This window comes from Anaerostipes caccae L1-92, from assembly GCF_014467075.1.
Lineage (GTDB): Bacteria > Bacillota > Clostridia > Lachnospirales > Lachnospiraceae > Anaerostipes > Anaerostipes caccae.
In genome coordinates, this window is the sequence record NZ_AP023027.1 from 1,112,611 (window position 1) to 1,137,632 (window position 25,022).

At 44.3% G+C, this 25,022-nt stretch carries 29 protein-coding genes; 28 read left to right on the top strand and 1 reads right to left on the bottom strand.

What is annotated here, in order from left to right:
- The first annotated feature begins 65 nt into the window (after positions 1–65).
- The 18 genes from ANCC_RS05430 to ANCC_RS05515 all read left to right on the top strand — a co-directional run bounded on the left by ANCC_RS05430 (position 66) and on the right by ANCC_RS05515 (position 12,577).
- Positions 66–383, top strand: a complete 318-nt coding sequence (locus ANCC_RS05430) for a PadR family transcriptional regulator (RefSeq protein ID WP_006566001.1) — start codon at positions 66–68, stop codon at positions 381–383.
- On the top strand, positions 376–987 hold the full coding sequence (locus ANCC_RS05435; protein ID WP_006566000.1) for a DUF1700 domain-containing protein: 612 nt from the start codon (positions 376–378) through the stop codon (positions 985–987). Before ANCC_RS05430 ends, ANCC_RS05435 begins: the two co-directional genes overlap by 8 nt.
- Positions 984–1,223 (top strand): hypothetical protein, encoded by a 240-nt coding sequence (locus ANCC_RS05440; RefSeq protein ID WP_006565999.1) that lies wholly within the window; start codon positions 984–986, stop codon positions 1,221–1,223. The genes ANCC_RS05435 and ANCC_RS05440 overlap by 4 nt, the downstream gene beginning before the upstream one ends.
- A gap of 86 nt (positions 1,224–1,309) precedes the next feature.
- Entirely contained in the window at positions 1,310–2,452 is a 1,143-nt protein-coding gene (locus tag ANCC_RS05445) for a hypothetical protein (RefSeq protein ID WP_156340681.1), read from the top strand.
- 22 nt (positions 2,453–2,474) lie between these two features.
- Positions 2,475–2,750: a GNAT family N-acetyltransferase gene (locus ANCC_RS05450; RefSeq protein ID WP_039946277.1), complete on the top strand. Its 276-nt coding sequence runs from the start codon at positions 2,475–2,477 to the stop codon at positions 2,748–2,750.
- 184 nt (positions 2,751–2,934) lie between these two features.
- Positions 2,935–3,867, top strand: a complete 933-nt coding sequence (locus ANCC_RS05455; RefSeq protein ID WP_006565995.1) for a sugar-binding transcriptional regulator — start codon at positions 2,935–2,937, stop codon at positions 3,865–3,867.
- A gap of 59 nt (positions 3,868–3,926) precedes the next feature.
- Positions 3,927–4,220: a PTS sugar transporter subunit IIB gene (locus ANCC_RS05460; protein WP_006565994.1), complete on the top strand. Its 294-nt coding sequence runs from the start codon at positions 3,927–3,929 to the stop codon at positions 4,218–4,220.
- Positions 4,221–4,242: 22 nt separating this feature from the next.
- Complete coding sequence (locus tag ANCC_RS05465) at positions 4,243–5,136, top strand: aldo/keto reductase (RefSeq protein WP_006565993.1); 894 nt, start codon at positions 4,243–4,245, stop codon at positions 5,134–5,136.
- A 29-nt stretch (positions 5,137–5,165) separates the two neighbouring features.
- Entirely contained in the window at positions 5,166–6,413 is a 1,248-nt protein-coding gene (locus ANCC_RS05470; protein ID WP_006565992.1) for a PTS galactitol transporter subunit IIC, read from the top strand.
- A gap of 38 nt (positions 6,414–6,451) precedes the next feature.
- A complete protein-coding gene (gene deoC, locus ANCC_RS05475; RefSeq protein ID WP_006565991.1) occupies positions 6,452–7,108 on the top strand; it encodes a deoxyribose-phosphate aldolase in 657 nt (218 codons plus the stop codon).
- Positions 7,109–7,123: 15 nt separating this feature from the next.
- Positions 7,124–7,414 carry a PTS sugar transporter subunit IIB gene (locus ANCC_RS05480; protein WP_006565990.1) on the top strand — a complete coding sequence of 97 codons (291 nt, stop codon included), beginning with the start codon at positions 7,124–7,126 and terminating at the stop codon, positions 7,412–7,414.
- Positions 7,415–7,437: 23 nt separating this feature from the next.
- Positions 7,438–7,920 (top strand): PTS sugar transporter subunit IIA, encoded by a 483-nt coding sequence (locus ANCC_RS05485; protein WP_006565989.1) that lies wholly within the window; start codon positions 7,438–7,440, stop codon positions 7,918–7,920.
- Positions 7,921–8,090: 170 nt separating this feature from the next.
- Positions 8,091–9,374 (top strand): sn-glycerol-1-phosphate dehydrogenase, encoded by a 1,284-nt coding sequence (locus ANCC_RS05490; RefSeq protein ID WP_009288900.1) that lies wholly within the window; start codon positions 8,091–8,093, stop codon positions 9,372–9,374.
- A gap of 13 nt (positions 9,375–9,387) precedes the next feature.
- Complete coding sequence (locus tag ANCC_RS05495; RefSeq protein ID WP_006565987.1) at positions 9,388–10,251, top strand: damage-control phosphatase ARMT1 family protein; 864 nt, start codon at positions 9,388–9,390, stop codon at positions 10,249–10,251.
- Between the two features lie 76 nt (positions 10,252–10,327).
- Positions 10,328–10,927, top strand: a complete 600-nt coding sequence (locus ANCC_RS05500) for a recombinase family protein (RefSeq protein WP_009288898.1) — start codon at positions 10,328–10,330, stop codon at positions 10,925–10,927.
- Between the two features lie 142 nt (positions 10,928–11,069).
- Positions 11,070–11,357, top strand: a complete 288-nt coding sequence (locus tag ANCC_RS05505) for a hypothetical protein (protein WP_006565985.1) — start codon at positions 11,070–11,072, stop codon at positions 11,355–11,357.
- A gap of 85 nt (positions 11,358–11,442) precedes the next feature.
- Positions 11,443–11,859, top strand: coding sequence for a secondary thiamine-phosphate synthase enzyme YjbQ (locus ANCC_RS05510; protein ID WP_006565984.1), 417 nt, complete (start codon positions 11,443–11,445; stop codon positions 11,857–11,859).
- 1 nt (position 11,860) lies between these two features.
- Positions 11,861–12,577 (top strand): tRNA threonylcarbamoyladenosine dehydratase, encoded by a 717-nt coding sequence (locus ANCC_RS05515; protein WP_006565983.1) that lies wholly within the window; start codon positions 11,861–11,863, stop codon positions 12,575–12,577.
- Between the two features lie 242 nt (positions 12,578–12,819).
- On the opposite strand, the gene ANCC_RS05520 is transcribed toward ANCC_RS05515, so the two are convergent.
- Positions 12,820–13,836 (bottom strand): YeiH family protein, encoded by a 1,017-nt coding sequence (locus tag ANCC_RS05520; RefSeq protein WP_039946248.1) that lies wholly within the window; start codon positions 13,834–13,836, stop codon positions 12,820–12,822.
- 239 nt (positions 13,837–14,075) lie between these two features.
- Between ANCC_RS05520 and ANCC_RS05525 the strand changes: the two genes are divergently transcribed.
- The 10 genes from ANCC_RS05525 to ANCC_RS05570 all read left to right on the top strand — a co-directional run bounded on the left by ANCC_RS05525 (position 14,076) and on the right by ANCC_RS05570 (position 25,002).
- Positions 14,076–14,456 carry a BlaI/MecI/CopY family transcriptional regulator gene (locus ANCC_RS05525; protein ID WP_006565981.1) on the top strand — a complete coding sequence of 127 codons (381 nt, stop codon included), beginning with the start codon at positions 14,076–14,078 and terminating at the stop codon, positions 14,454–14,456.
- Between the two features lie 106 nt (positions 14,457–14,562).
- Positions 14,563–15,459 (top strand): LysR family transcriptional regulator, encoded by an 897-nt coding sequence (locus ANCC_RS05530; protein ID WP_006565980.1) that lies wholly within the window; start codon positions 14,563–14,565, stop codon positions 15,457–15,459.
- Between the two features lie 149 nt (positions 15,460–15,608).
- Entirely contained in the window at positions 15,609–16,751 is a 1,143-nt protein-coding gene (locus tag ANCC_RS05535; RefSeq protein ID WP_006565979.1) for an acyl-CoA dehydrogenase family protein, read from the top strand.
- A 26-nt stretch (positions 16,752–16,777) separates the two neighbouring features.
- Positions 16,778–17,575: an electron transfer flavoprotein subunit beta/FixA family protein gene (locus ANCC_RS05540; RefSeq protein ID WP_006565978.1), complete on the top strand. Its 798-nt coding sequence runs from the start codon at positions 16,778–16,780 to the stop codon at positions 17,573–17,575.
- A gap of 19 nt (positions 17,576–17,594) precedes the next feature.
- Complete coding sequence (locus ANCC_RS05545) at positions 17,595–18,590, top strand: electron transfer flavoprotein subunit alpha/FixB family protein (RefSeq protein WP_006565977.1); 996 nt, start codon at positions 17,595–17,597, stop codon at positions 18,588–18,590.
- Between the two features lie 174 nt (positions 18,591–18,764).
- On the top strand, positions 18,765–20,216 hold the full coding sequence (locus ANCC_RS05550) for an ATP-binding protein (RefSeq protein WP_006565976.1): 1,452 nt from the start codon (positions 18,765–18,767) through the stop codon (positions 20,214–20,216).
- Positions 20,217–20,414: 198 nt separating this feature from the next.
- Positions 20,415–21,656, top strand: coding sequence for an MFS transporter (locus ANCC_RS05555; protein WP_006565975.1), 1,242 nt, complete (start codon positions 20,415–20,417; stop codon positions 21,654–21,656).
- A gap of 25 nt (positions 21,657–21,681) precedes the next feature.
- Entirely contained in the window at positions 21,682–22,518 is an 837-nt protein-coding gene (locus ANCC_RS05560) for a class II fructose-bisphosphate aldolase (RefSeq protein ID WP_006565974.1), read from the top strand.
- 187 nt (positions 22,519–22,705) lie between these two features.
- Positions 22,706–23,734 carry a LacI family DNA-binding transcriptional regulator gene (locus ANCC_RS05565; protein ID WP_006565973.1) on the top strand — a complete coding sequence of 343 codons (1,029 nt, stop codon included), beginning with the start codon at positions 22,706–22,708 and terminating at the stop codon, positions 23,732–23,734.
- A 263-nt stretch (positions 23,735–23,997) separates the two neighbouring features.
- A complete protein-coding gene (locus ANCC_RS05570; protein ID WP_006565972.1) occupies positions 23,998–25,002 on the top strand; it encodes a Gfo/Idh/MocA family protein in 1,005 nt (334 codons plus the stop codon).
- Positions 25,003–25,022: the final 20 nt, after the last annotated feature.

Consider the following 25,022-nt stretch of genomic DNA (forward strand, 5'->3'; position numbering starts at 1 on the left):
TTGAAAATACATCTTGACACATTATACTATGTAATATATAGTATAATGCATAAGGAGGCGATAGATTGAATACACAGTTGAAAAAAGGTTTTTTAGAGTTTTGTATTCTGGCTGCCCTCTGTGAGGATGACTCCTATGGTTACCAGATCATCAAAGATGTATCGGGATGTATTAAGATTTCCGAGTCAACGCTGTATCCGATTCTGAAACGTCTGGAAAGCAGCGGATATCTGGATACTTACACGGTGGAACACAACAGCCGTCTCAGAAAGTATTACAGGATAACAGAAAAGGGAAGAGACCATATCAGAGAATTTTTGGATGAGTGGCAGCAGATCATGGGTATTTATGAGTTTGTGAAAGGAGCGGCAGAACATGAGTAAAGAAGAGTTTTTAGGAAGTCTTAACCGGCTTTTAAAAAGTCTTGGGAAGAGTGAGAGAGAAAAATCGCTCTCCTATTACAATGAGATCATTGACGATTATATGGAGGACGGATATACGGAGGAGCAAGCGGTAGAGCAGATCGGGAATCCGGGGCTGATCGCACAGGAGATTTTGGAGGAACAGCAGTCACAGATGAAGGCGCCGATGTCCCGGGGGACGAAAGTCTTGGTCGCAGTTTTGCTGGTCCTTGGTTTTCCGCTTTGGGGTTCCCTGATGCTTGCGGGATTTTGTATTGTGCTGTCAGCGGTGCTGCTGGTCTTGTCTGCCTACATTGTCATTTGGTGTATTCCGCTGTGCACCGGAGCAGCCTCAGTGGCGGGCCTGATTCTGTCAGTAGTCAGTATGGGCGGCGCGGCAGTCATCGTTTTCCAGAATTCTGCGGCAGGGGTCATTCAGCTGGGCGTCGGCATGTTGTCTGCCGGTATTTTCATCCTGACAGGTCTGCTGACATGGGTTTTAGGAAAATATTTTGTAAAAGTAACAGCCAATTTCAGTAAATGGCTGGCGGGGACAGTTACCAGGATAAGGAGGAAAAACGTATGAGTATCAGCAGTTTTAAAAAGAAATGTCTTATATTGAGTGCGGTATTTCTGATCATAGGGTCTGTCCTTATAGGAGCCGGCTGGAGCATGGCAGATTTTAAGGCGGAGAATGTGAAGGAAGAGGGATCACCGAAGTGGTACCGGACATTTCATGCAGATGAGCAGGGAACATGGATCGGCATCCGGCTTAAAAAGGGTGTGTACCTTCTTACTTTCGGCGACAGCGGTGAATATTGATTTGTAATAGATCTAACATAGTTTTGTTACAAATTTCTCCTTAGGCTTTGCTATAATAAACAGACAACCTGACAGGAGGAATGGTTATGAGAATAAGACGGAAACAGCTGATGGGAGTTTTTCTGTCTGCTGCGTTGGCAGCAGGAAGTATTTTGGTCCCGGTTTCAGCGAAAGAAAAGACAGATGTCACAGATCTGCTGAAAGTAAAAAACAGAACAGAGTATAACAAAGGCAGAAAGGCAGCCGGGAAGAACCAGGCGGAGATTCACGTTAAAAAGTACCGCTCCATAGGTGAGATGCCGGGTGAAGAAGGATACAAGTACAGCTCCTCATGGCAGGGCAAAACAGTTAAAATCTATGCAGATCAATCCGGACTGCTCGTAATCGGAGGTGAATCTGAAGATATGGCTGATGCCTGCGGTACGTTATATGATGCTTCAGGAAAAGAGGTAAAGGAATATCAGAAGGAAGGACTTCTTATGAAGGTTGTTTCTGCAGGAACAGTGTATTCCCTAAAACTACCCGAAAAGTTTAGAAGTTTTACCGTAGAAGCCGATCTGATGGAAGATCATCAAAAGGTGTTAAGGAAGAATGATTCTTATGTGCAGACAGCCACCGGAGGATATTTTTATCATGAGTTTACTCTGAAAAAAAGATCTATGGCAATGCTGCCGATACTTCCCTTTACAGACCAGAAGCTGTCATATAATATACAGCGGAAGACAAAGGCCGGATGGAAGATGCTTTCAAAAACCAAGACAGCTGATGATGATTATGAGAAGGCCTTATCCAGGTCTGTTTATGGATTGGCGAAGGGGAATTACAGAGCTGCCGTGAAGGGGAAGACGGGTACGCCGTATTTGATTGGTTATGTTCCCGAAACGGTTGTGAAGAAATATAAGACAAAAAAGTCAAAAGCTAAAAAAATTACGCTGGAAAGCTTTCAGACAGATTTGTATACAGATACAGAAAAAGCTTCCAGATGGTATCGGATCTCCAGAAAGACAGCGAAAAAGAAACGTTACATTGAAATCAGTACTTCCATGAATTCTGGAAAACTGAAGTTTACAATTTATAAAAAAGGCAGAAAAAAACCACTGAAGATTTATAGACTCTCAGGACAGAAGGAAAGAAAATATCGTCTGAAGCATGGGGCGGGAACGTATTATATAAAAGTCTCCAAAATCGGAAAGAATACAAATGGTGTTTACAGCATTGATTATCTGTAATGAAGGAAAAGGAGACGATCAAATGGAATTTCAGAGTGAAGATCACCGGATTTTTGCCAAAGATCAAGAAGGACATGTGATAGCAGAAGTAACATTTCCCGAAGTGTCTGAAGGCATGGCCGTCATAGACCATACCTTTGTAGATGATTCCCTGCGGGGACAGGGAGTGGCCGGAGAACTATTGGAAACGGCGGCAGAACAGCTGGAAGAAAGAGGGATGAAGGTAATCCCAACCTGTTCCTATGCGGTGCGGTGGTTTGAAAAGCACCCGGAATACCGGAAACTTTTGAAATCTTAGACGGCGGACTGAATGCCAAAACTAAAAAAGGATATGAGAACTGTACTGAAAACAGTTCTCATATCCTTTTTTCTGAGAAAATTTTCCTGCGGGCAAATTGTATTGACTTTTGTACATAAGTGTTATATTATAAAGATGAACAAAATAACAGTATATGTTCAAATGAACAAAAAGAGGTGATGACATGGATATGCAGAGAAGAACTATGACTATGATCAGCAAGCTGTATTATGAAGAAAATATGACCCAGCAGCAGATCGCAAAGCAGACCGGATTGTCAAGAATGAAAGTATCCAGAATTCTTCAGAAGGCGAAGGAAGAGGGCATCGTAAGGATCATCATAGATTATTCCGGCGTTTATCCGGAACTGGAACAGGACATCAAAGGAAAATATAAGTTAAAGGATGTGGTCATCGTAGACACATCCATCGGAAATTCTTCAAAGGAGCAGGTAGCCTCCGCTGCTGCCTATTATCTGGAACGGCATTTGGAATCCGGTTCCACAGTCGCCGTCGGGTGGGGGTCCACGATGCGTCTGATCCCGGATTATATTCAGAAGATGGATGATCCGGAGCTGTTGTTTTCACCGATCATCGGAGGACACGGACAGAGCGAACTGGATATGCACGCTACGACCATAGCGTCCAACCTGGCAAAAAAAACAGGGGGAAGATCGCTGTCCCTGATCGCTCCGGCACTTGTGAAAAATAAAGAAGAGAAAACATTTTTGTCAGACGACAACCAGGTAAAACGTGTAATCGAGCGCACATCTCAGGCAGAATATGCGGTTTTCAGTCTTGGCAATCCGCTGGCAAAGGACAGCAGTATCAAAAAGTCGGGCTACATATCTGAGGCAGACTTAAGACAGTTGGAAAAGGAGGACGCTATCTGTGATGTTGTCTCTGTTGTTTTCCTGGATAAGAACAGCCAAATATGCTGTGAAAATATTACCGAGAGGTGCATAGGGATTACCGAAGAACAATTAAAAAAGATTCCCAATAAGATCTGTGTGGTAGAGAGCAGAGAAAAATATGACTCCGTGAGATCAGCGCTGGAGGCAGGATATATCGATATATTAGTCACGGACCAGGATACGGCGGAGTATTTGTCCAAATGATTTTAAGGACCGCAAAACCGGTCTTTGAAAATAAATAAAAAGGAAAGGAGGTGGATGACATGAAGGAATACCATATTTTGATCGCCTGCGGGAGCGGTATTGCTACCAGCACGGTGATTGCCAACCGGGTTAAGAATCTCTGCGAGGACAATGGATTTAAAGTAAAAGTACAGCAGGTAAAAATTGTGGAGGTAGAAAAAATGGCTCCGGAATTTGACCTGATCGTTGCGAGCACGCGAGTTCCTGAAACAGTAACGACACCGTCGGTATTTGCCATTAACTATCTGACAGGGATCAAACCGGAAGCTGTTGATGAACAAATTCTGACGGTCTTAAGAGGTCTGGAAGAATGAGGATGTATGATGGAGGTAAAACATGGAATATGTAACAATGGCGGAAGGCCTTGAGTTTTCCAGAGTGGTGCTTGGTTTTTGGAGACTTCTGGACTGGAATCTTTCAACCGATGAATTAATCCGCTATCTGGAAGAATGTCTTGACCTGGGGATCACGACGATGGATCACGCAGATATTTACGGGGACTACACGGTCGAAGAGAAATTCGGGGAAGCCATGAAAAAAAGGCCGGATCTCAGAGACAAAATGCAGATTATTTCAAAGTGCGGAATTGTCTACAAGTCAGAAACTGCACGTGTCAAATATTATAACTATGGTACAGACTACATCATCGGACAGGTGGAGAAATCTTTGAAATATATGGGGATTGATCACCTGGACACACTGCTCCTGCACCGTCCGAGTCCGTTTATGGACCCGGAAGAGATCAGCAGAGCGTTTGAAACCCTTTTAAAGGAAGGAAAAGTAAGGACCTTTGGAGTATCGAATTTTCTGCCGGACGAATTCCGCCTGCTGAAATCTTATCTCACTGTACCTTTGATCACGAATCAGATCGAACTTTCTCCGCTCAGGATGGGAAATATGGAAAACGGAGTCATGAATCTTTGCCTGGAAGAGAGGATTCATCCTATGCTCTGGTCTCCGCTTGCCGGAGGCAGGATCTTTACCGGGCAGGGAGAAGAGGAAATAAGGCTCAGAGAAGTTTTAGAAGTCATCCGGGAGGAGATCGGTGCGGAAGATATCGATGAAGTGGCCTTCGCATGGCTGTTCTCCCATCCGGCAAAGCCGATTCCGATCACAGGTTCAGGAGAAATCGGATTGGCAGAGAGACCAGTCAAAGCATTGAAATACCGGCTGACGCCAGAACAGTGGTTTATGGTCTGGACGGCAGTCAAGGGCCACAAAGTACCGTAGATGAATGAGGGTACAATGGGAGGAATTGTATGGAAATATTAAATTTTATATTGGGATTGGGTTCCACAGTTATGCTGCCGATCATTATTTTCGTGTTCGGACTCATCATGAGGGCTGGATTTTCAAAATCATTTAAGTCCGGTGTGACCATAGGAATCGGATTTACAGGAATCAACCTGGTCATTACGCTGCTGACGGATCAGCTGGGTCCGGTGGCGCAGGCCATGACGGAACGCCTGGGACTGGACCTTCAGGTCATCGATATCGGATGGCCGGCCATGTCGTCCATTTCCTGGGCGTGGGCAGCGGCAGGCCTGATGATACCGATTGGACTCGTGATCAACTTCGTGATGCTCACGCTGAAACTTACGAAGACTATGAACGTGGACATTTGGAATTACTGGCAGTTCGCTTTCGTTGGATATGCGGTGACAACCGTGAGCGGAAGCCTGCCGATGGGAATTATTGCAGCCAGTGCACTTTCCATTCTGGCTCTGATCCTTGCAGATTATACCCAGCCTTTTGTGGAAAAGTTCTTCGGTATGCCGGGCATTTCATTTCCGCATCTGACGGCACTTGGATTTCTGCCGCTGGTCGTGCCTTTAAACTGGCTGATTGACAAGATTCCGGGACTCAATAAGCTGAATGCAAATCCGGAGACCATCAGAAAACGGTTCGGTATCTTTGGAGAGCCGATGTCCATGGGGCTGATCATCGGCCTTGCGCTGGGCCTTTTAGGGGGACAGAAAATTGATGCCATCTTACAGCTTGCCATCACAATGGCAGCAGTCATGTATCTCATGCCGAAGATGGTAGCAATCCTGATGGAAGGGCTGATTCCAATCTCAGAGGCAGCCAGGGAGTTTATGGCAAAGCATTTCGGAGACAGAGAAATCTTTATCGGACTGGATGCGGCAGTTTCACTCGGAGAGCCGTCAGTTATCGCTGTCGGGCTTCTGCTCGTGCCGATCACAATCCTTCTGGCGATTGTGCTGCCTGGAAATAAACTGCTGCCGTTTGCAGATCTGGCGGTGATCCCGTTCATCGTATGCCTGATCACTGCCATGTCAAAGGGAAATGTCATCCGGGCACTGATCGTGGGAACGGTCGTTATGGCATGCGTATTATTGATGGCAACGAATCTGGCGCCGATCGAGACACAGATGGCCCTGACTGCAGGAATCAAAATGCCGGCGGGAGCTTCCCAGATCGGAAATCTGGACCGGGCAAACCTGATTTCGTGGCTGTTCGTTAAGGTATTTTCACTGTTCGGCTAAACAACACATTTATTTATGAATGAAAGGAAAACAAAGTTATGGAAATGACAAAACAAGAATTTTTAAGCAAAGTGGACCACTCATTGTTAAAACCTCAGCTGACGAGAGAAGAGATTATGGAAGGACTTCAGTTTGCAAAGGAGAATCACTGTGCATCTGTCTGCATTAACCCGTGCAATCTGGATATGGCAAGAGAAGTACTTGCAGGTACGGACGTAAAGATTGGAACCGTGATCGGATTTCCTTCCGGAGCACATACGACGTTTTCAAAAGTGGCGGAGGCAGTGGATGCTTATGCAAGAGGGGCAGTGGAGCTTGATATGGTCATTGATATCGGGGCACTGAGGAATGGTGAATACGAGGATGTAAAAAAGGACATCGAGGCAGTGGTCAATGCGACACCGGGCATTGTAAAAGTCATTCTTGAGACAGCGTTTCTTACCAAAGAAGAAATCAGGAAAGGCTGTGAGCTGACAGAAGAAGCAGGAGCTGCTTACGTAAAGACATCCACAGGTTTTGCGCCGTCCGGGGCTGCTGCAGAGGATATCAGACTCATGAGGGAGACAGTTTCAGAAAAAGTCCATGTGAAAGCCGCAGGGGGAATCAATAACCTGGCAGACTGTATGGCTATGATCGAGGCGGGATCTGACCGGATCGGCATCAGCAGGACAAAAGCGATCCTGGAAGAATTCTAAGAGGAGAGTGATGTTATGAGAGAGACTTCTTTACTGCTGGCCGGAGGCATGAAGAAAGAAAAAGCCCAAAAGGCGGCAGAGCTTCTGAAAGAAGGACTGAAAGAAAAGAACATAATGGCCGAGGTGACATTTGTAAATACATATGAGGTGACGGACTTAAAAAGTCTGGAAGAAGGCCATGATATGGTGATCTCTACTGCTACAGGCAATCTGAATACATCGCTTCCGGTACTGCAGGGATTGTGTCTTTTATATCCATGGATGGGGACCGGGAAACTGTATGAGGAAGTAGAAAAGAATCTTTAAGGCAGATAAAGGGAGGAAACAGAATGGAGCAGATTTTCAGAGAAGATCTCATCTGGCTGGATGAAACGTTTGAAGACAAAGACCAGTTTTTTGATAAGATCGGGAAAAGGCTTTATGAAAAAGGCAAAGTAAAGGAAAGTTTTGCCGATGGGCTGAAGAGCAGGGAAGCAGTTTATCCTACAGGTCTAAAGACCGAATCATATGAGATTGCGATTCCGCATACGGATGTGGAACATGTAAGAGAGGCATCCATATCTTTTGTAAGATTTAAAGAAACGGTTTTGTTTTCGCACATGGGAGAGCCTGAAATCCAGGTGAACGCAAAGTTTGCTTTTGTTCTGGGCGTTAAAGAGCCGAGTCAGCAGGTGGAGGTGCTGAGTACTCTGGTTTTGCTGATATCCAATGAAGCAGAAATGGCTAAGCTCGAAGTTCTGAATTCACCGGCGCAGATTTGTGCACTGCTGAATGAATTTTTCAAAGAGCATATGCAGAAAGGGTTAAAATGATGAAGATACAGCGCAGAAAGAAAAAAGAAACACTCATAGACAGTCTTCATTTGGGGCGAAGCGTCGGCAGAGCATTTCTTTCTTACAGATGTATTATATCATAACCGGGCACTATTTTCCAGGGACTTGCGATGCAGGTCCCTGTTGTCTGAATGAGAGGAGGTTTTTTGATGGAGATTGACTTAAAAAAGCTGGAGGGAGCCTGCTCCTGCCAAAGAGAACATCACGCAGATATTGATAAGATTCTTTTGGAGGAGGGAGCTGTCGAAAAACTGCCGCTTTTGCTGAAAGATACACCTTATCAGAATCTTGTCATGATCTGCGATGAAAATACTTATGAAATAGCCGGGAAACAGACGGAACAGCTGCTTCATATTTCAGAAACAGTCATGCTGAAGGGGAGCGGGGTCCATGCGGATGAAACCAGTGTGGCATATGTGATGGGACAGCTGAAAGGAAGAGAACGGCCGGATGCATTGATCACGGTCGGGTCCGGCACGCTTCACGACATTACCAGATACTGTGCCTTTGACCTTGGAATACCGTTTATATCTGTGCCGACGGCTGCCAGTGTGGATGGCTACACATCTACAGTTGCGGCTATGACACTTCAGGGATTTAAAAAGACAGTGCCCTCCTGTGCGCCGAAGATCATTGCGGCAGACAGCAGGGTGCTGAAAGAAGCTCCGCTCCGCCTTACAGCTTCGGGTGTAGGTGACCTGCTGGGGAAATATACGGCGCTTGCGGACTGGAAGCTGGCACATCTGCTGACAGGAGAATATTTTTGCCCGAGAGTCTGCGGCTTTGAGGAAGAGGCTCTTGAGATTATGTGTAAAAGTCTTCCGGGACTAAAGAAGGGTGAGATATCTGCTTATGAACAGCTCATGTACGGTCTCCTGCTTTCCGGACTGGCGATCCAGATGGTGGGGAATTCCCGTCCTGCTTCAGGGACAGAGCATCATATGTCTCATCTGTGGGAGATGGAGGCAGTCAATTCCTGTCTTGATTTTTACCACGGAGAAAAAGTAGGTACCGGCCTGGTCATCTCTTCTGAGATTTATCACAGAGCAGCAGAATGTCTGAGAAATGGCCGTTACGGTATAAAAAGATCTGTGCCTTTAGAGAAAGAACTGATAAGGAAATGCTTTGCAGGCAGGGGATTGAATGATATTATATTAGATGAGAATCAACCGAATGTGCTGGATCAGATTTCACCCTCTGTACTGAAAGAAAAAGAAGACCGGATCATAGAGATCCTTGAGCAGGTGCCGAAGGCAGAAACGTTAAGGGCATACCTTGACCAGGCCGGCGGAGTCAGTTCCCTGGAAGACCTTGGACTTGAAAAGAGGATGAAAGCATTGACAGCCAGAGTATCTCCATATGTCCGGCAGCGGCTGACTTTCATGCGGATATTAAAATACTATGATTTTTATGAGTCAGTGATTCAGGGATAAGGAAAGGAAAATTATGAGGACAGGGAAATATTGCAGGGAATGTCTGTTTCGGAGTGAGGAGCGGAAAGTGGAACAGGAGCAGAACGAAGAGAAGAAACATCTGTTTCTTGACCAGGTGAGGGCAGTTTTAAGAGATGAGGATTTAGAATTGTCTCCGCCGGAATACCTGGCTGAATTTACAGAACTGTATGAGCGGCATTTTGGGGAGCAGACAGCCTTTGATCCGCTGAAGAAGCATTTTAATGAACTGATGCTTAAAAAAGAGCCGGAGATCAGAAGAAGAATTGAGGCGTCAGAAGATCCGGTGGCCACAGCGATTCGGGCAGCGCAGGCGGGAAACTACATAGACTATATCGCTCTGGGCGAGGTTGACGGGGATCAGTTGGAACAGCTTCTGTTTCAAAACGGAGAAAAGGGGCTGAAACCTGAGGTTTACGATTCCTTTCGGACAGATCTGAGTTCTGCAGAAAACCTTGTCTATATTACAGATAACTGCGGTGAGATCGTGGTAGATAAGGTTTTGATCCAGGAACTGAAAAAATTATATCCCCAGGTTAATGTCACAGTGATTGTTCGCGGAGCATGTGTGGCGAATGATGCGTCTATGGAGGATGCAGTACAGGTGGGCCTTCCTGACGAAGCCAGGGTGATTGGAAATGGTACGAGAATCGCAGGGACCAGCTTAAACAGGATCAACAGGGAAGCAAAAGAATTGATTGAGAGAGCTGACTTGATCATAGCAAAAGGACAGGGAAATTATGAAACTTTATCCGGATGCGGGCTGAACGTATATTATCTTTTCTTGTGCAAATGCGATTATTTTGTAAAGCGGTTTGAGGGGGAATATCTGCAGCATATGTTTATAAAGGAAATGTAAAAAATTTTTCAAAAGCTCCATAATAAATAGTATCCTGCTTCTGACGGGATACTATTTTTATATGGAGGAAAAGTTTATGGAATCAAATATTTATGGTTATGCCCGTGTGTCAACCAGGGACCAAAATGAGAGCAGACAGCTTCTTGCACTGGAAGCGTTCGGGGTGGAGAGTAAGAAGATTTACCTGGACAAATTGAGCGGAAAAAACTTTGACAGGCCCAGTTACAGGAAACTGACAAAGATACTGAGGAGGGGAGATGTACTGGTGATCCAGAGCATAGACAGGCTTGGGCGGAACTACGGCGAAATCCTGGAGCAGTGGAGGATCGTCACGAAAGAAATCAAAGCCGATATCGTTGTTCTCGATATGCCGCTTTTGGATACGAGAAAAAAACAGGATGATCTCACAGGCACATTTATCGCCGATCTGGTACTTCAGATCTTAAGCTATGTGGCCCAGACAGAACGGGAAAACATAAAGAAACGCCAACAGGAAGGAATCAGAGCGGCCAAACTGCGAGGCGTTCATTTTGGGAGGCCGAGGAAACCGATACCGGAGAAATTTTATGAATTAAAAGAAAAGTGGAAACGGGGTGAAATCTCATCGAGAAAAGCCGCTGCACAGCTTCAGATTGCCCAGGATACATTTCTTAGGTGGGTGAGAGGACAGAAGTAAAAGAAATGGTAGAGATTATCATTCAGTCCATTTTATACATAAAACTGCAAAAAATATTGATATTTTAAGAGATAAATTCATTTCTTACAGTATACATTGAGTGAACGAAAAAGTCTGCTTTATCGTTCGCTGGAGGTAAGATATGATACAGAAGAAAAAAGATTTGAGGAACAGGCTTTTAGAATATTTGGCAGAGGAGGCGGGCTGTCAGGAAATGTCCGATCTGCCTACCAGTTTTTGGTTTCCTGTGGCATGTTTTATCGCCGGTTCTGTTAAGGCTGAACGTTTCAGCGCGAGGGAATGGAATGAGGCTGTCAGATATCTGACGGGGGAGAATATTCGGTTTGCTTCTCCCGTGCAGGCACAGAAATTTTTAGAAGTAAATAAGGACAATTTTCATACGGATAAAAAGGCAGGTAAAAGGATGTAATGTCTGTTGCAGACGGATGTTGTATGGGGTAAGATATTGTAGGAAGAAAACTAAAATATCACTTATATAATATCCAGGAGGTTTTATGAAATCATACAGAGTAGTACTGCATTTTCATCTGCCGTCCAGACGGGGGATTGTGAATATTACGGATAAAGTCCAGGATGCTGTGGATAAAAGCGGTGTAAAAGAAGGCATGGTGTTGGTAAATGCCATGAATATCACGGCAAGTGTTTTCATCAATGACGATGAATCCGGACTGCACCATGACTATGAGAAATGGCTTGAGAAACTGGCACCGGAAAAGCCTTACAGCCAGTACCGGCATAACGGATTTGAGGACAATGCGGATGCCCATCTGAAACGGACGGTCATGGGCAGGGAATCTGTTGTGGCCATTACCGAAGGGCGTCTGGATTTCGGGACATGGGAACAGATTTTTTATTATGAGTTCGACGGCAGACGGGACAAGCGTGTGCTGATCAAAATTATCGGAGAATGATATGGAAAACCAATGGATCAGAACAGAACTGCTTTTGGGAGAAGAAGCGGTGGAAAGATTAAAAAATTCCCGTGTGGCCGTATTCGGTGTTGGGGGAGTTGGCGGATATGTGGCAGAGGCATTGGCAAGGACCGGTGTCGGAACTTTTGACCTGATCGATAAGGATACGGTATCTGTTTCCAATATCAACCGTCAGATCATCGCCACGCACAGCACTGTCGGCAGGGTCAAAGTGGAAGTCATGAAGGAAAGGATACTGGAGATTAACCCGGAGGCAGAGGTTCATATCCACAAGTGTTTTTTTCTGCCGGAAAATGCATCGGAATTTGATTTCAGCAAGTATTCTTATGTGGTAGATGCAGTAGACACGGTGACTGCAAAGATCCAACTTGTGATACAGGCACAGAAAGCCGGTGTACCGATCATCAGCAGTATGGGAGCAGGCAACAAGCTGGACCCGTCAAAATTTGAGGTGACAGATATCTATAAGACATCTGTCTGCCCGCTGGCAAGAGTGATGCGCAGGGAACTGAAAAAGAGGGACGTGAAACATTTGAAAGTAGTCTATTCCACAGAAAAGGCACTGGAGCCTAAGTTTGACCTTTCAGAGAAGGAAGGAAGAAGGGCAGTGCCGGGAAGTGTTGCATTTGTACCCTCTGCAGCAGGTCTGATTGCGGCAGGGGAAGTCATCAATGATTTGATCTGTAATAGACAATGATATGATAAAAAAAGCTGTTTGGCCTGAAAGCCGACAGCTTCTTTTATTATGGGAGAATTCTATGAGTTATTCACCCCTATTTCCGTGGCACTTTTGAAATGCGCTCCTCCAATAGAGGTAAATAACTTTCGAAAAGTGTCACCTTTTTTGACAGAGGCCCTTCTCCAGCAGACATTACGTCCATTTTCTACATGATTGGAGTGAGGCATTCTAAGAGCCGAACGGAAATCATGTGCAAAATGTCATAGAATTCCAATGACACTTTGTATTCCAAGGCTTACCAAAGTTATAGCTGCCCAGCAGCAGAATCCCATAAAAATCGGTTTTGCTCCGGTTTTTATAAGTTTTACAATGTGAGTATTCAGTCCGATGGCCGCCATTGCCATAACGATAAAAAACTTGCTGAGATTCTTTAAAGGATCTGTCACTGCAGGAGAAAGCGAAAAAACAGTTGTGATAACAGAGGCAAGGATAAAAAACAGCACAAACATCGGAAAAACTTGCTTCAGGCTGAAATTTGAGCCGCTTTCTTCTAAAGCTTCTTCCTTTTTCCCGGCACGGAAAATCGCAAGCGCCAGAGTGATCGGAATAATTGCCAGAGTTCTTGTAAGTTTCACAATCGTTGCAGCGTTCAATGTATTGCTGCCATGAACTCCATCCCATGCTGCTGCGGTGGCAGTGACGGAGGATGTATCGTTGACGGCTGTGCCTGCAAACAGTCCAAAGCCTTCATTGGACAGGTGAAGCATATTTCCGAGTGCTGGAAATACAAGAGCAGCAATCACATTGAACAGAAAGATAACGGAGATAGACTGTGCAATCTCCTCATCATCGGCTTCGATCACAGGTGCTGTGGCCGCGATGGCAGAGCCTCCGCAGATGGAAGAGCCTACGCCGATCAGTGCAGAAACTTTGGGATCCATGTGAAGAAGTCTGTACAACAGGAACGACACGATCAAAGAAGTAGTGATGGTAGACAAAATGATGGGCAGGGACTGCTGCCCTTTTGTCAGGATATCGGTAAGGTTCATGCCGAATCCAAGGAGGATGACCGCATACTGTAAAACTTTCTTTGAGGTAAAGGCAATTCCGGGCTGCATGGTACCTTTGTCTTTGATGAGCAGCGTCAATACCATGCCGATTAAAATAGCAAATACAGGGCCTCCGATCACCGGGACCAGATTTCCCAGAAACCATGCGGGCACAGAGATTCCGATACAGAGCAGAAGCCCTGACCAATGGACTTTTAAAAAATTCATAACTATGATCCTCTTTCTTTCATTTTTTATAATCGCTGGGGCAGCGACAGAAAAAATTATATCATGACATAATGATAATATAAAATTATATATAATTATAATATGATAATTTATTTTGATGATTTTGGCTGTGAAATAAAAGAATATATACATTTCTCATAATTTCTATTGAATAAACCGTTCATATATGTTAATCTGACTGTATACCTAGTCAAAGAATGAAAAGGAGATGCATTTAAGTGAGCGGAGCAAAATTAACAGAAGCAGAATCAGTAGTAATGAGATGTATTTGGAATTATGAGAAAGAAGAGATCCCGTTTTTGACATTAATAGAAGAGCTGAAGGATAAGTATGGTAAAGATTACAAGAGAACGACTGTGCGCACATTTCTTTTTGATCTGGAAGCAAAGGGATATGCGGTGGTTGAAAGACGGGGCAAATTTTCGTATGTGAAGCCGGTTGTCAAAAAAGATGACTACAAGAAAGTCAAGGCAGAAGAGGTATTGGATATCTGGTTTGACGGATCAGCAAAAAAATTTATCAGTGCTCTCAGCGAGAGAATATCTGAGGATGAGGGTCAAAAACTGAACAAACTGCTGGACGAATTGGATGCCGATTGATCTGACAGAGTATCAGAGGCAGGAAAAGTTCAGAATAGGAGAGAAGAGACATTCTGATTTGCAGGGATGTCTTTTTTTATAGATATTCAAGACAAAGGAGAATGATATGCTGGATTTTAGGATTTTTACATTTCTTGAAGTATGTAAACAGATGAATTTTACAAAGGCAGCTAAGAAACTGAATATTACACAGCCTGCGGTGTCACAGCATATAAGATGGCTTGAAAAGGAATACGGGATAAAGCTGTTTGAGATGGAAGGGAAAAAGCTGAGTCTTACCGAAGAAGGAGATCTGTTCCGGAATGCGGCTATGACATTTCAGCACGATGAGATGTACTTAAAACATAAAATTCAGGAAATAAAAAAGGGAAAACGCAGGATTTATTTCGGAGCCACTTTGACGATCGGAGATTTTATTCTTCCCCGTGCAGCTGCTGAATTTATTAAAATGCATCCCGACACAGAAGTTTCTATAAGGATCGCAAATACAGAGGATCTCTTGAATCAGCTGGATCAGGGCGAGATTGATTTTGCCATGGTTGAAGGATATTTTGAAAAGAAGGAATATGATTACCGCATATATTCCAGGGAATCCTATATTGCTGTCTGCGGAAGAGACTATTGTTTTCAAAAGGAACCGGAGGTGCTGGAAGATCTGCTTTCTGAACCTTTGATAACAAGAGAGGCGGGATCAGGTACGAGAGAGATTATGGAAAAAAGTCTGGAGGGAAGGAACTTAAAGATCGGAGACTTTAAGAAAAACCACGAGGCCAGCAGTCTGCATATGATAAAAAAACTGGTGGCTGAAGGGTGTGGGATTACCTTCCTGTATGAGGCAGCCGCAGGAGAAGAATTAAGAGACGGTATACTGAGAAAACTGGAATTAAAAGATTTTCCGGTAGTTCATGATTTTACATTCGTGTGGAGGAATCATAGCATTTTTTCACAAGATTACCTTGATATATTCAACAGTTTGCACAAAGATGATGAATATACAATATAAATAGACAATAAATTAACGAATACTGTTGACATAACTTTCACAAAGTGATACTATTAGCTCACAAATATTTAGCTTACAAAGTATTGGCAGGCTAATAGTAGGGATGCTAATAAGTTCTAATGTAAGAGCAAACAGGAGGAAAAAAGAAAATGGTTGAATTTAAATTGACAAAAGAACAGCTGCTTGCACAGCAGATGTTCAGAGATTTTGCAGAAACAGAAATCAAACCAATTGCCAGAGATATGGATGAAACAGAAGAATTCAGCATGGAACTGCTTGAGAAGATGAAGAAATTTGGTCTTATGGGAATTCCATATTCCAAAGAATACGGCGGAGAGGGTGCCGATGTCCTAACATATACACTCTGCATGGAAGAGATGTCTAAAGCAGACGCTTCCACAGGAATCACGATTTCCGTACATACCTCATTATGCTGTTCCTGCATCAATGACTTTGCTTCCGAAGAGCAGAAACAGAAATTCCTTCGTCCGCTGGTTGACGGGTCTAAAGTGGGATGCTTTGGTCTTACAGAGCCTGGAGCGGGTACAGATGCCAGCGGTGTGAAGACAAGTGCTGTGCTGGACGGTGATCATTATATATTAAACGGACAGAAAGTATTTACCACAAACTCAGGTTTTGCCGACACTTTTATCATTTTTGCATTGACAGACAAGAGTGCGGGAACAAGAGGAATGTCTGCATTTATCGTTGACAGGAACACACCGGGATTAGAAGTCAGCAAGAACATTCCGCGTATGGGTATCCGTGCTGCTTCCAACTGTGAAGTTGCCCTGGTTGATGTAAGGGTACCCAAAGAAAATGTGATCGCAGGTGAAGGAAAAGGATATAAGATCGCGATGTCTGCACTGGCAGGCGGAAGGATCGGGATCGGAGCTCAGTCCGTAGGAATTGCACAGGGTGCACTGGACGAAGCCATCAAATATGTAAAAGAAAGAAAACAGTTTGGAAAACCGATTGCGAAATTCCAGAATACACAGTTCCTGATCGCAGAACTTCAGGTGAAAATTGACGCTGCACGCCTTATGGTATGGAGAGCGGCAAAAGCCAAAGACGATCATGAAAATTATGCTCCGCTGGCAGCATCCTGCAAATTATTTGCATCCGATGTGGCAGTGGAAGTGACAAGAGCAGCTGTACAGCTTCTCGGAGGATACGGTTACTCCAGAGAATATCCGGTTGAGAGAATGTATCGTGACGCCAAGATCACAGAGATTTATGAAGGTACATCTGAGGCCATGAAGATGATCGTAGGCGGCGGATTGTTAAGATAAGCTTAGAGCGGAAGGAGAATATAGAGATGAAAATCGTTGTTTGTGCAAAACAAGTACCAGATACAACTGAAGTAAAATTAGATCCAAAGACGAATACCCTGATCAGAGACGGTGTTCCAAGTATCATCAATCCGGATGATAAGGCGGGGATCGAAGCTGCCCTGCAGTTAAAAGAAAAATGCCCGGGAAGCACGGTGACTGTTATTTCCATGGGACCGCCTCAGGCAGATGTGGCATTGAGAGAAGCGCTTGCTATGGGATGTGATGACGCAGTTCTTGTCTCTGACAGAGCGTTCGGGGGAGCAGACACATGGGCTACCTCTTCCACAATCGCAGCGGCTATCAAAAAATTAGATTATGATGTGATCATCACAGGACGCCAGGCAATCGACGGTGACACTGCACAGGTAGGTCCGCAGATTGCAGAGCACCTTGGGATTCCTCAGGTGAGCTACGTGGAAGAATTGGATGTGGAAGGGACTGACACCCTGGTTGTACAGAGACAGTTTGAAGACCGCCATCAGATTATTGAAGTAAAAACTCCTTGTCTGATCACAGCGCTGGCTGAATTGGCAGATCCGAGATATATGACGGTTCACGGTGCATTTGATGCATACAGAGAAAAAGAGGTCAAAGTCTGGGGACTTGCAGATTTGGAAGACACCGTAGATCAGGCAAACATTGGATTAAAAGGATCTCCTACAAGAGTAAAGAAATCCTTTACAAAGCAGGCCAAAGGTGCAGGAACCATTTTAAAAGATTTATCAGCAGACGAAACAGTAACAGCGATTGTTGATAAACTTCAGGAAAAGCACATCATTTAAGCGAGGAGGAGAATGAAAAATGAGCAGAGACGTATACGTATTCGCTGAACAGAGAGACGGCGAACTTCAGAAAGTCGGAATCGAATTAGTTGGCAAAGCAAGAGAACTGGCAGATGATCTTGGACAGCAGGTTGCTGCAGTGCTGCTCGGGTCAGGCGTGAAAGATAAAGCGCAGGAACTGATTGCCTGCGGAGCAGATAAAGTCGTTGTTGTAGATGATGTTATGCTGGAAGAGTATGTGACAGAGCCTTATACAAAGGCACTTACAGCGGTGATCAATGCAAAAGATCCCGAGATCGTGCTTTATGGGGCATCTTCCATTGGACGTGACCTTGCACCGAGAGTATCTGCAAGAATTCACACAGGACTGACAGCAGACTGTACTGCACTCGAAATTGATGAGGAGACAAAGCTTCTTATGATGACCCGTCCGGCATTCGGCGGAAATATCATGGCAACGATCGTATGTGAAGATTTCCGTCCTCAGATGGCAACCGTCCGTCCGGGTGTTATGAAAGCGCTGGAAAGCGATGCATCCAGAAGCGGTGAAGTTGAAGAATTCAAGGTGGAATTCTCTGATGCAGACATGAATGTAAAGGTACGTGAGACCGTGAAGACGGCTCATAAATCTGTGGATATCACAGAAGCGAAGATCCTTGTTTCCGGAGGACGCGGGATTGGAAGCGCAGAGAAATTTAAGATGTTAGAGGAACTTGCCGGTGTTATGGAAGGCGAAGTATCTTCTTCCAGAGCATGTGTGGATTCAGGATGGATCAGCGCTGACCGCCAGGTCGGACAGACAGGAAAGACGGTTCGTCCCGAATTATATCTGGCCTGCGGTATTTCAGGAGCCATCCAGCATGCAGCCGGTATGGAAAACTCTGATTTTATCGTTGCTATCAACCGCGATGAGGATGCGCCGATCTTTGACATTGCGGATCTTGGAATCGTAGGAGACTTAAATGCGATCGTGCCGAAGCTTACGGAAGCGGTTAAAGCTGTGAAAGCTAAATAGGATAGACAGAATAATAATTATATATCATATAGGGAAGAAGGAGAATAGCAGATTATTTTCCTTCTTTTTTCTATGTTTTAGCCGAGGGATAAAATAAAGTGTTATAATAATTAAAATAAGTTTTGTGGGCAGAATTGGAGTATAATATTTTGAATAGAACAGGAGGTGTGATAAATGACAGCAGAAGAAATTTTTGCCGGCGAATCCGACAATGTGGAATTCAAAGAAGAAATCCCGGCAAAAAGCGATAGGTATATGAAGACTGTTGTGGCCTTTGCCAACGGCAAAGGCGGCAAGCTGATCTTTGGTGTGGAAAATAATACGTGGAATGTCACTGGCTTTTCAAAAGAAGAGGTTTTTCAGAAGATGGATGATATTACCAATGCCATTTTTGACAGCTGTGAACCGAGAATCATACCCAGTATCGGTGTGCAGGAAGTTGGTGGGAAATCCATTATTGAAGTGGAAATTATGTCTGGTATGACGCGTCCTTACTATATCAAGAGCCAAGGTCTTTTGGATGGGACGTATGTCCGGGTGAGCGGTACGACACGTCATGCAGAGCGTTATCAAGTGCAGGAGCTGATTCTGGAAGGCCAGAACCGTTATTATGACTGCGAACCCTGTGAAGGACTAGATGTCACTTCTGAGGATATTGCTATTCTGTGTTCCAATATGAAAGCAATGGCGCTGCGGAACACTCTGACTGATGCAGAGAAGGCAAAAGTCAAAGACCTCACGCAAAACGTTCTGATTTCTTGGGGTGTTTTGATAGAAAAGAATAGAACAGCTGTTCCGACCAATGCCTATGCGCTGCTGACAGGAAAGGCACAGGAGCAGCCAATGATTCAATGTGCTGTTTTCAAGGGAACTGACAGAGCGTATTTTGTAGACCGCCGAGAATTTGAAGGCTCCATTCAGGATCAAATGGAAGCGGCTTTCCAGTACGTGCAGGAGAAAATTAATCGTGGCATGAAAATTCAAGGAATGTACCGGCAGGACGTTTACGAACTGCCTTTGGACAGTGTGCGTGAGTTGATCGCAAATTCTGTTGCCCACCGCAGCTATTTGGAATCAGGCAATATTCAAATAGCGTTGTTCGATGACCGACTGGAGGTTACTTCTCCCGGTATGTTGTTGAACGGCGTTTCCATTGCTAAGATGAAGGAAGGTTATTCTAAGATTAGAAACAGAGCGATTGCTAACGCATTTTCCTACATGAAGATTATTGAAAAATGGGGCAGCGGCATTCCTCGTATTATTCGGGAATGCAATGAATATGGCTTGCCTGAGCCGGAATTTTTTGATTTTGATGGAGACTTCCGGGTGAATTTGTATCGGAAATCAGCCCCCAATATTAATTCGGAAATGATGAAAGAGGATTCGGCACAATTTGGAAATCCGGCACAATCCGGCATTGCCGGAATGCCGGATCAAGAAATTACAATAGTCAGATTTGTAAAAAGAAATGGCAGCTGCACGACTTCACAAGTGACCGGGCTGCTTGGGGTAAAAAATAGACGAGCAAGAGGTATTATCGGAAGTCTTGTAAAAAAGAACATCTTAAAGAAGTGCGGAAACGCAAGAAACACGGTGTATCTTGCAGGTGAACACTTCCCGGAATAAAAGTGATAACATGGCAGAGTTGAATCTAAATGAGCAATCGGGCAGGAAGGAAAATGAAATTATTCCCTTCCTGCCCGATTGCTTTGTCTGTTACAATATGAGAGATTGTTGATATTATTGTTGACAATATTTCATTGAAGTGCTAATATAAACTCAAAAGTTAATCAAAATATAACCATAAAAGTTGGGAAGTGTGTTATGAACAGAAAAAGACGAAATGCAATGATGGTTTTTGGAGCCTTTGCCATATTGTTTACCGGTTATCCTCATGTGTGGTCTATTTATCAGCCGTATGTGATGAAAGCAGCCAGGTGGAGCACTGGTCAGGCATCCATCTGCTTTTATCTTCCCACGATGTTTTTTGTGCTGGGAAATATTTTAGGCGGCAGGTTTCAGGACAAAAAAGGGCCCGCACCGGCCATGTTTATCGGAGGAGGAATCCTGACCGCCGGGGTCCTGATTTCAAGATATATGCTTCTTCCGTCACCCATATGGATGTATCTGACATTTGGAGTTATGCAGGGCATCGGATCTGGAATGATCTATGCACCGATTCTCTCCACAGCGCAGAAGTGGTTTCCGGGAAGAACAGGGTTTGCATCCGGTGTTGTGATCACGGCAAACGGGATCTGCGGCCTTCTGATGGCACCAATCAGCAAAACACTTTTGGAAGCCGGAGGTCCGCAGCTGGCATTTTTGACTGTGGGATTACTGATTGGAGTCTCGTGGATTTTGGGAACCATGTTTATCAGGAAACCAGAGGAAACAGCAGAGGAAAAAATAGCGGTATTTTACGGGGAAACGCATCAATACACCTCGGCAGAGATGGTGAAGACCAGAAAATTTTATTACTTGCTGTGCACAATGATGTGCGGGCTTATGGCATATTACCTCACATCGCCGTTATCGCAGACACTGCAGACGGACCGAGGCGTCAGCGCAGCTCTTGCAGTGGGTTCGGTCATGGCAGGTTCCATATTGAATGCAGGGATGAGGCTCGTGCTCCCGTCCCTTTCAGATAAAATCGGCAGGATACAGTGCATCAAAGGTGTGATTCTGCTTTCTATGGCAGCTATGGTGTTTCTGATAACAGGACAGAAAATACTGACAACTCTGGCGGTGATTCTGATCTATGGCTGTTTTGGAGGAATTATGGGGAGTTTTCCTTCTCTGGCAAGCTCCATTTTCGGACTGAAACATTCCGGGCAGAATTATGGAATCGTGATGTTTGGGATTGTTGTTGTGACAGCGTTGTCTCCCTGCATTACAAACTTTATTGCGGCAGGGCAGTACCCAGTGAATATGACATTTTTTATCGGCTTTGTATTTTCAGCAGCGGCATTTCTGTTTTTAACTAAGCTGGAAAAAGAAATAAAAAATGAAAAACAGGAAGAACAGAAACAAGAGTTAAAACCACAGATAAAGTTACAGTTGAAATGATATAAAGAGGAAGGAAGTATCAATTATGGCATTAGTAAAAATGAAACAATTACTGCAGCAGGCAAAAGAAGAAAACAGAGGATGCGGCGCATTCAGTGTCGGAAATATGGAGATGATCAAAGGGGCCGTCAAAGCCGCAGAAGAAATGAATACACCGATCATTCTGCAGATTGCAGAGGTGCGTTTGCAACATTCTCCCCTGCATTTAATGGGCCCGATGATGGTCCAGGCCGCAAAGGAAGCGAAGGTGGATGTAGCAGTTCATTTAGATCACGGTCTCACACTGGAGACTGTAAAAAAGGCGCTGGAATTAGGATTTACTTCTGTCATGCTGGATGCTTCCAGAGATCCGTTTGAGGAAAATATAAAAAAGACAAAAGAAGTGGTGAAACTGGCAGCAGAGTATGGAGCAACTGTGGAGGCCGAACTAGGTCTTGTGGGCGGAAGCGAAGACGGAAAGAGTGATCACGGGATTCAGTGTACCAATCCGCAGGATGCAAGAATATTCTGTGAACAGACCGATGTAGATGCGCTGGCAGTGGCCATCGGAAATGCGCATGGGGATTATCCGGTGGCGCCGACGCTGGAATTTGGTGTTTTAGAAGAAATCCGCGATATTACCGGGAAACCTCTGGTGCTTCACGGCGGAAGCGGAATTACAGATGATGACTTCAGAAAAGCTATTTCTCTTGGAATCTGCAAGGTCAACATTGCAACAGCAAGCTTTAACAGTCTGACGAAAGAAGTAGAAAAATACATAGAGACAGAAGGAAAACATAATTATTTTGATATGAATGAAGCTATGGTAAAGGGTGTCTATGACAACGTAAAACGCCATATTGAAATCTTTAACTGCAAGTAAGGGTATTCCAAATTATATTTTGTTAAAAAGGAGAAGCGTACCGGCTCAACTTACCGGGACACTTCTTCTTTTTTATAAAGAAATCTGATTCCATGCCGGGAGAAAACCAGAGATTATTGAATATTCAGCAGAGTATGATACAATAGTATCAACAATGCGTGCACGAGAACGCAGGAGGAGAAAGAGTATGGCAGTTACGATTCAGCAGATTGCAGACCTGGCCGGGGTATCCAGAGGTACGGTTGACCGGGCATTAAATAACCGGGGGAGAATTCGCCCGGAAGTAGCAGAGAAGATTAAAGAGATCGCAAAGGAACTTGGATATCAGCCCAATATGGCGGCGAAGGCACTTTCCACCGCAAATCACGCACTTCAGATCGGAGTTATCATTCAATATGCAGAGACCCCGTTTATGAAGGCTGTGCTGGAAGGCACGGAATCTGCGAAGGAGGAAGTAGAACGCTTTGGAGGACAGGTTTTTGTGGAACGTATCCACGGCGGGGATGTAAAGAAACTGCTCAGGATTATGAAGGATTTCAGGGAAGCCGGGGTAAAAGGAATCGCACTTGTTCCGACAGATGATGAATTATTGAAAAAGACCATTAATGAGTTCGTGGAAAAAGATGGAATCTCAGTTATTACGATCAACTCCGATCTGGAAGATACAAAAAGGCTCTGCTTTATTGGACAGGATTCTTACGCCAGCGGCAGGGTTGCGGGAGGACTCATGGGCGAAATTATCCCCGGGGACGGACAGGTTATGATCCTGTCAGGCTCCCAGGAAAATGTGGCGACTATGGAGCGTACGAGGGGATTCACGGACGAACTGGAACACCATTATCCAGGGATAAAGGTGCTGGAGCCAAGATATGCTTATGATGACGACTGGGTTGCGGGAAAGCTTTTGGAAGAGCAGCTGGAAGAGACACCGAATCTGGCAGGTGTCTATCTCACGGCACAGGGGGAAAGCGGAGTATGTGATACATTAAAAAAATACAGGCTGGAGCAGAAAATCAAGGTTATTGCCCATGACTACGAGGGGGAAAACCGGAAAAATCTTAAAGAGGGGGTCATTAATTTTATTCTGAGACAGAATTCCTATGTCCAGGGATATGAGTCGGTCATGGAATTGTTTCATACACTCTGCGGCAATCCAACAAGACAGGGTGAGTTTTGGTATACGGATATTGTGATCAAAACAAGATGTAATCTTTAATCTCATAAAAATATGATAAAAATATTATCAATACATTATTAATTCAAAAGGACTATTTATATAAAGTGTATAAATAAAAATACAATATCGCAGGATGATATTGTATTTTTTTGTGCAAAAAGAATAATACAAGTGAATATACCTAAAAAATAATTAGAATAATTGTGCATATTGTTGATTGCGTGCACGCGCACGCAATGTTATCATAAGTTCACAATCAAAATGAAACAACAAGTCAATAACAAACATATGGAGGTAGAGTAATGTTAAATGTAGGTGTAATCGGATGCGGCGGAATGGGAAAAGATCATATTAAACGTCTCACGAACAAAATCCAGGGAGCAAATGTAGTGGCAGTGTCTGATGTCTTCGAAGAAGGGGCAAAAGAAGCGGCTGCATTGGCAGGGGGAGCCAAAGTATATACGGATGGAAAAGATTTAATCAATGATCCTGATGTGGAGGCTGTATTTATTGTATCCCCTGGTTTTGCACATACAGATTCTTTATTACAGGCAATTGAAGCGGGAAAAAGAGTTTTCTGTGAAAAGCCATTGGCAACAACTGCAGAGGACTGTAAAAAGATTGTGGATGCAGAATCCGCTTCAGGAAAGCATTTGATCCAGCTTGGATTTATGAGAAGGTATGATAAAGGATATGTTCAAGTAAAAGAGGCACTTCAGTCCGGAGAATACGGTGAGCCATTGATCCTTCACTGTACGCACAGAAACCCTGAAGTCGGAACAAACTACAATACACCGATGGCGGTCCATGACACAGCAATTCATGAGATTGATACACTGCACTGGTTAGTAGATGATGAATATGAGAGTGCGCAGGTGATCATGCCGAAAGTGACAAAATATTCCCACTCAGAATTAAAAGATCCTCAGATCATGCTGCTCCGCACAAAGAAGGGTATCTGCATTGATGTGGAAGTCTTTGTAAACTGCAAATTCGGATATGATATCAACTGTGAAGTCGTATGCGAAGATGGCGCAATCAAGATGGCCGAGCCTTCTTATCCGAGCATCAGAAAGAATGCATCAGTATCCACAACGATTGATACAGACTGCTTTGTAAGATTTGAGGACGCTTATGACACAGAAGTCCAGAACTGGGTTGACTGTGCGGAAGAAGGAATCATCAACGGACCGACTGCATGGGACGGATACCTGGCAGCTGTAACAGCGGATGCATTGGTGAAAGCACAGGAGAGCGGACAGATTGAACCGATTGTGACAGCAGAAAAACCGGAATTTTATAAATAAAGCAAAAACTCAGGAGGATA

What these genes read in the sequence shown, in the direction of transcription:
- ANCC_RS05540 (WP_006565978.1), top strand. Translation starts at nt 16,778, where the DNA reads ATGAAAATCGTTGTTTGTGCAAAACAAGTACCAGATACAACTGAAGTA.
- ANCC_RS05550 (WP_006565976.1), top strand. Translation starts at nt 18,765, where the DNA reads ATGACAGCAGAAGAAATTTTTGCCGGCGAATCCGACAATGTGGAATTC.
- ANCC_RS05555 (WP_006565975.1), top strand. Translation starts at nt 20,415, where the DNA reads ATGAACAGAAAAAGACGAAATGCAATGATGGTTTTTGGAGCCTTTGCC.
- ANCC_RS05520 (WP_039946248.1), bottom strand. Translation starts at nt 13,836, where the DNA reads ATGAATTTTTTAAAAGTCCATTGGTCAGGGCTTCTGCTCTGTATCGGA.
- ANCC_RS05460 (WP_006565994.1), top strand. Translation starts at nt 3,927, where the DNA reads ATGAAGGAATACCATATTTTGATCGCCTGCGGGAGCGGTATTGCTACC.
- ANCC_RS05450 (WP_039946277.1), top strand. Translation starts at nt 2,475, where the DNA reads ATGGAATTTCAGAGTGAAGATCACCGGATTTTTGCCAAAGATCAAGAA.
- ANCC_RS05485 (WP_006565989.1), top strand. Translation starts at nt 7,438, where the DNA reads ATGGAGCAGATTTTCAGAGAAGATCTCATCTGGCTGGATGAAACGTTT.
- ANCC_RS05495 (WP_006565987.1), top strand. Translation starts at nt 9,388, where the DNA reads ATGAGGACAGGGAAATATTGCAGGGAATGTCTGTTTCGGAGTGAGGAG.
- ANCC_RS05570 (WP_006565972.1), top strand. Translation starts at nt 23,998, where the DNA reads ATGTTAAATGTAGGTGTAATCGGATGCGGCGGAATGGGAAAAGATCAT.
- ANCC_RS05560 (WP_006565974.1), top strand. Translation starts at nt 21,682, where the DNA reads ATGGCATTAGTAAAAATGAAACAATTACTGCAGCAGGCAAAAGAAGAA.
- ANCC_RS05445 (WP_156340681.1), top strand. Translation starts at nt 1,310, where the DNA reads ATGAGAATAAGACGGAAACAGCTGATGGGAGTTTTTCTGTCTGCTGCG.
- deoC (WP_006565991.1), top strand. Translation starts at nt 6,452, where the DNA reads ATGGAAATGACAAAACAAGAATTTTTAAGCAAAGTGGACCACTCATTG.
- ANCC_RS05490 (WP_009288900.1), top strand. Translation starts at nt 8,091, where the DNA reads ATGGAGATTGACTTAAAAAAGCTGGAGGGAGCCTGCTCCTGCCAAAGA.
- ANCC_RS05465 (WP_006565993.1), top strand. Translation starts at nt 4,243, where the DNA reads ATGGAATATGTAACAATGGCGGAAGGCCTTGAGTTTTCCAGAGTGGTG.
- ANCC_RS05455 (WP_006565995.1), top strand. Translation starts at nt 2,935, where the DNA reads ATGGATATGCAGAGAAGAACTATGACTATGATCAGCAAGCTGTATTAT.
- ANCC_RS05435 (WP_006566000.1), top strand. Translation starts at nt 376, where the DNA reads ATGAGTAAAGAAGAGTTTTTAGGAAGTCTTAACCGGCTTTTAAAAAGT.
- ANCC_RS05535 (WP_006565979.1), top strand. Translation starts at nt 15,609, where the DNA reads ATGGTTGAATTTAAATTGACAAAAGAACAGCTGCTTGCACAGCAGATG.
- ANCC_RS05500 (WP_009288898.1), top strand. Translation starts at nt 10,328, where the DNA reads ATGGAATCAAATATTTATGGTTATGCCCGTGTGTCAACCAGGGACCAA.
- ANCC_RS05515 (WP_006565983.1), top strand. Translation starts at nt 11,861, where the DNA reads ATGGAAAACCAATGGATCAGAACAGAACTGCTTTTGGGAGAAGAAGCG.
- ANCC_RS05480 (WP_006565990.1), top strand. Translation starts at nt 7,124, where the DNA reads ATGAGAGAGACTTCTTTACTGCTGGCCGGAGGCATGAAGAAAGAAAAA.
- ANCC_RS05530 (WP_006565980.1), top strand. Translation starts at nt 14,563, where the DNA reads ATGCTGGATTTTAGGATTTTTACATTTCTTGAAGTATGTAAACAGATG.
- ANCC_RS05440 (WP_006565999.1), top strand. Translation starts at nt 984, where the DNA reads ATGAGTATCAGCAGTTTTAAAAAGAAATGTCTTATATTGAGTGCGGTA.
- ANCC_RS05505 (WP_006565985.1), top strand. Translation starts at nt 11,070, where the DNA reads ATGATACAGAAGAAAAAAGATTTGAGGAACAGGCTTTTAGAATATTTG.
- ANCC_RS05565 (WP_006565973.1), top strand. Translation starts at nt 22,706, where the DNA reads ATGGCAGTTACGATTCAGCAGATTGCAGACCTGGCCGGGGTATCCAGA.
- ANCC_RS05510 (WP_006565984.1), top strand. Translation starts at nt 11,443, where the DNA reads ATGAAATCATACAGAGTAGTACTGCATTTTCATCTGCCGTCCAGACGG.
- ANCC_RS05545 (WP_006565977.1), top strand. Translation starts at nt 17,595, where the DNA reads ATGAGCAGAGACGTATACGTATTCGCTGAACAGAGAGACGGCGAACTT.
- ANCC_RS05470 (WP_006565992.1), top strand. Translation starts at nt 5,166, where the DNA reads ATGGAAATATTAAATTTTATATTGGGATTGGGTTCCACAGTTATGCTG.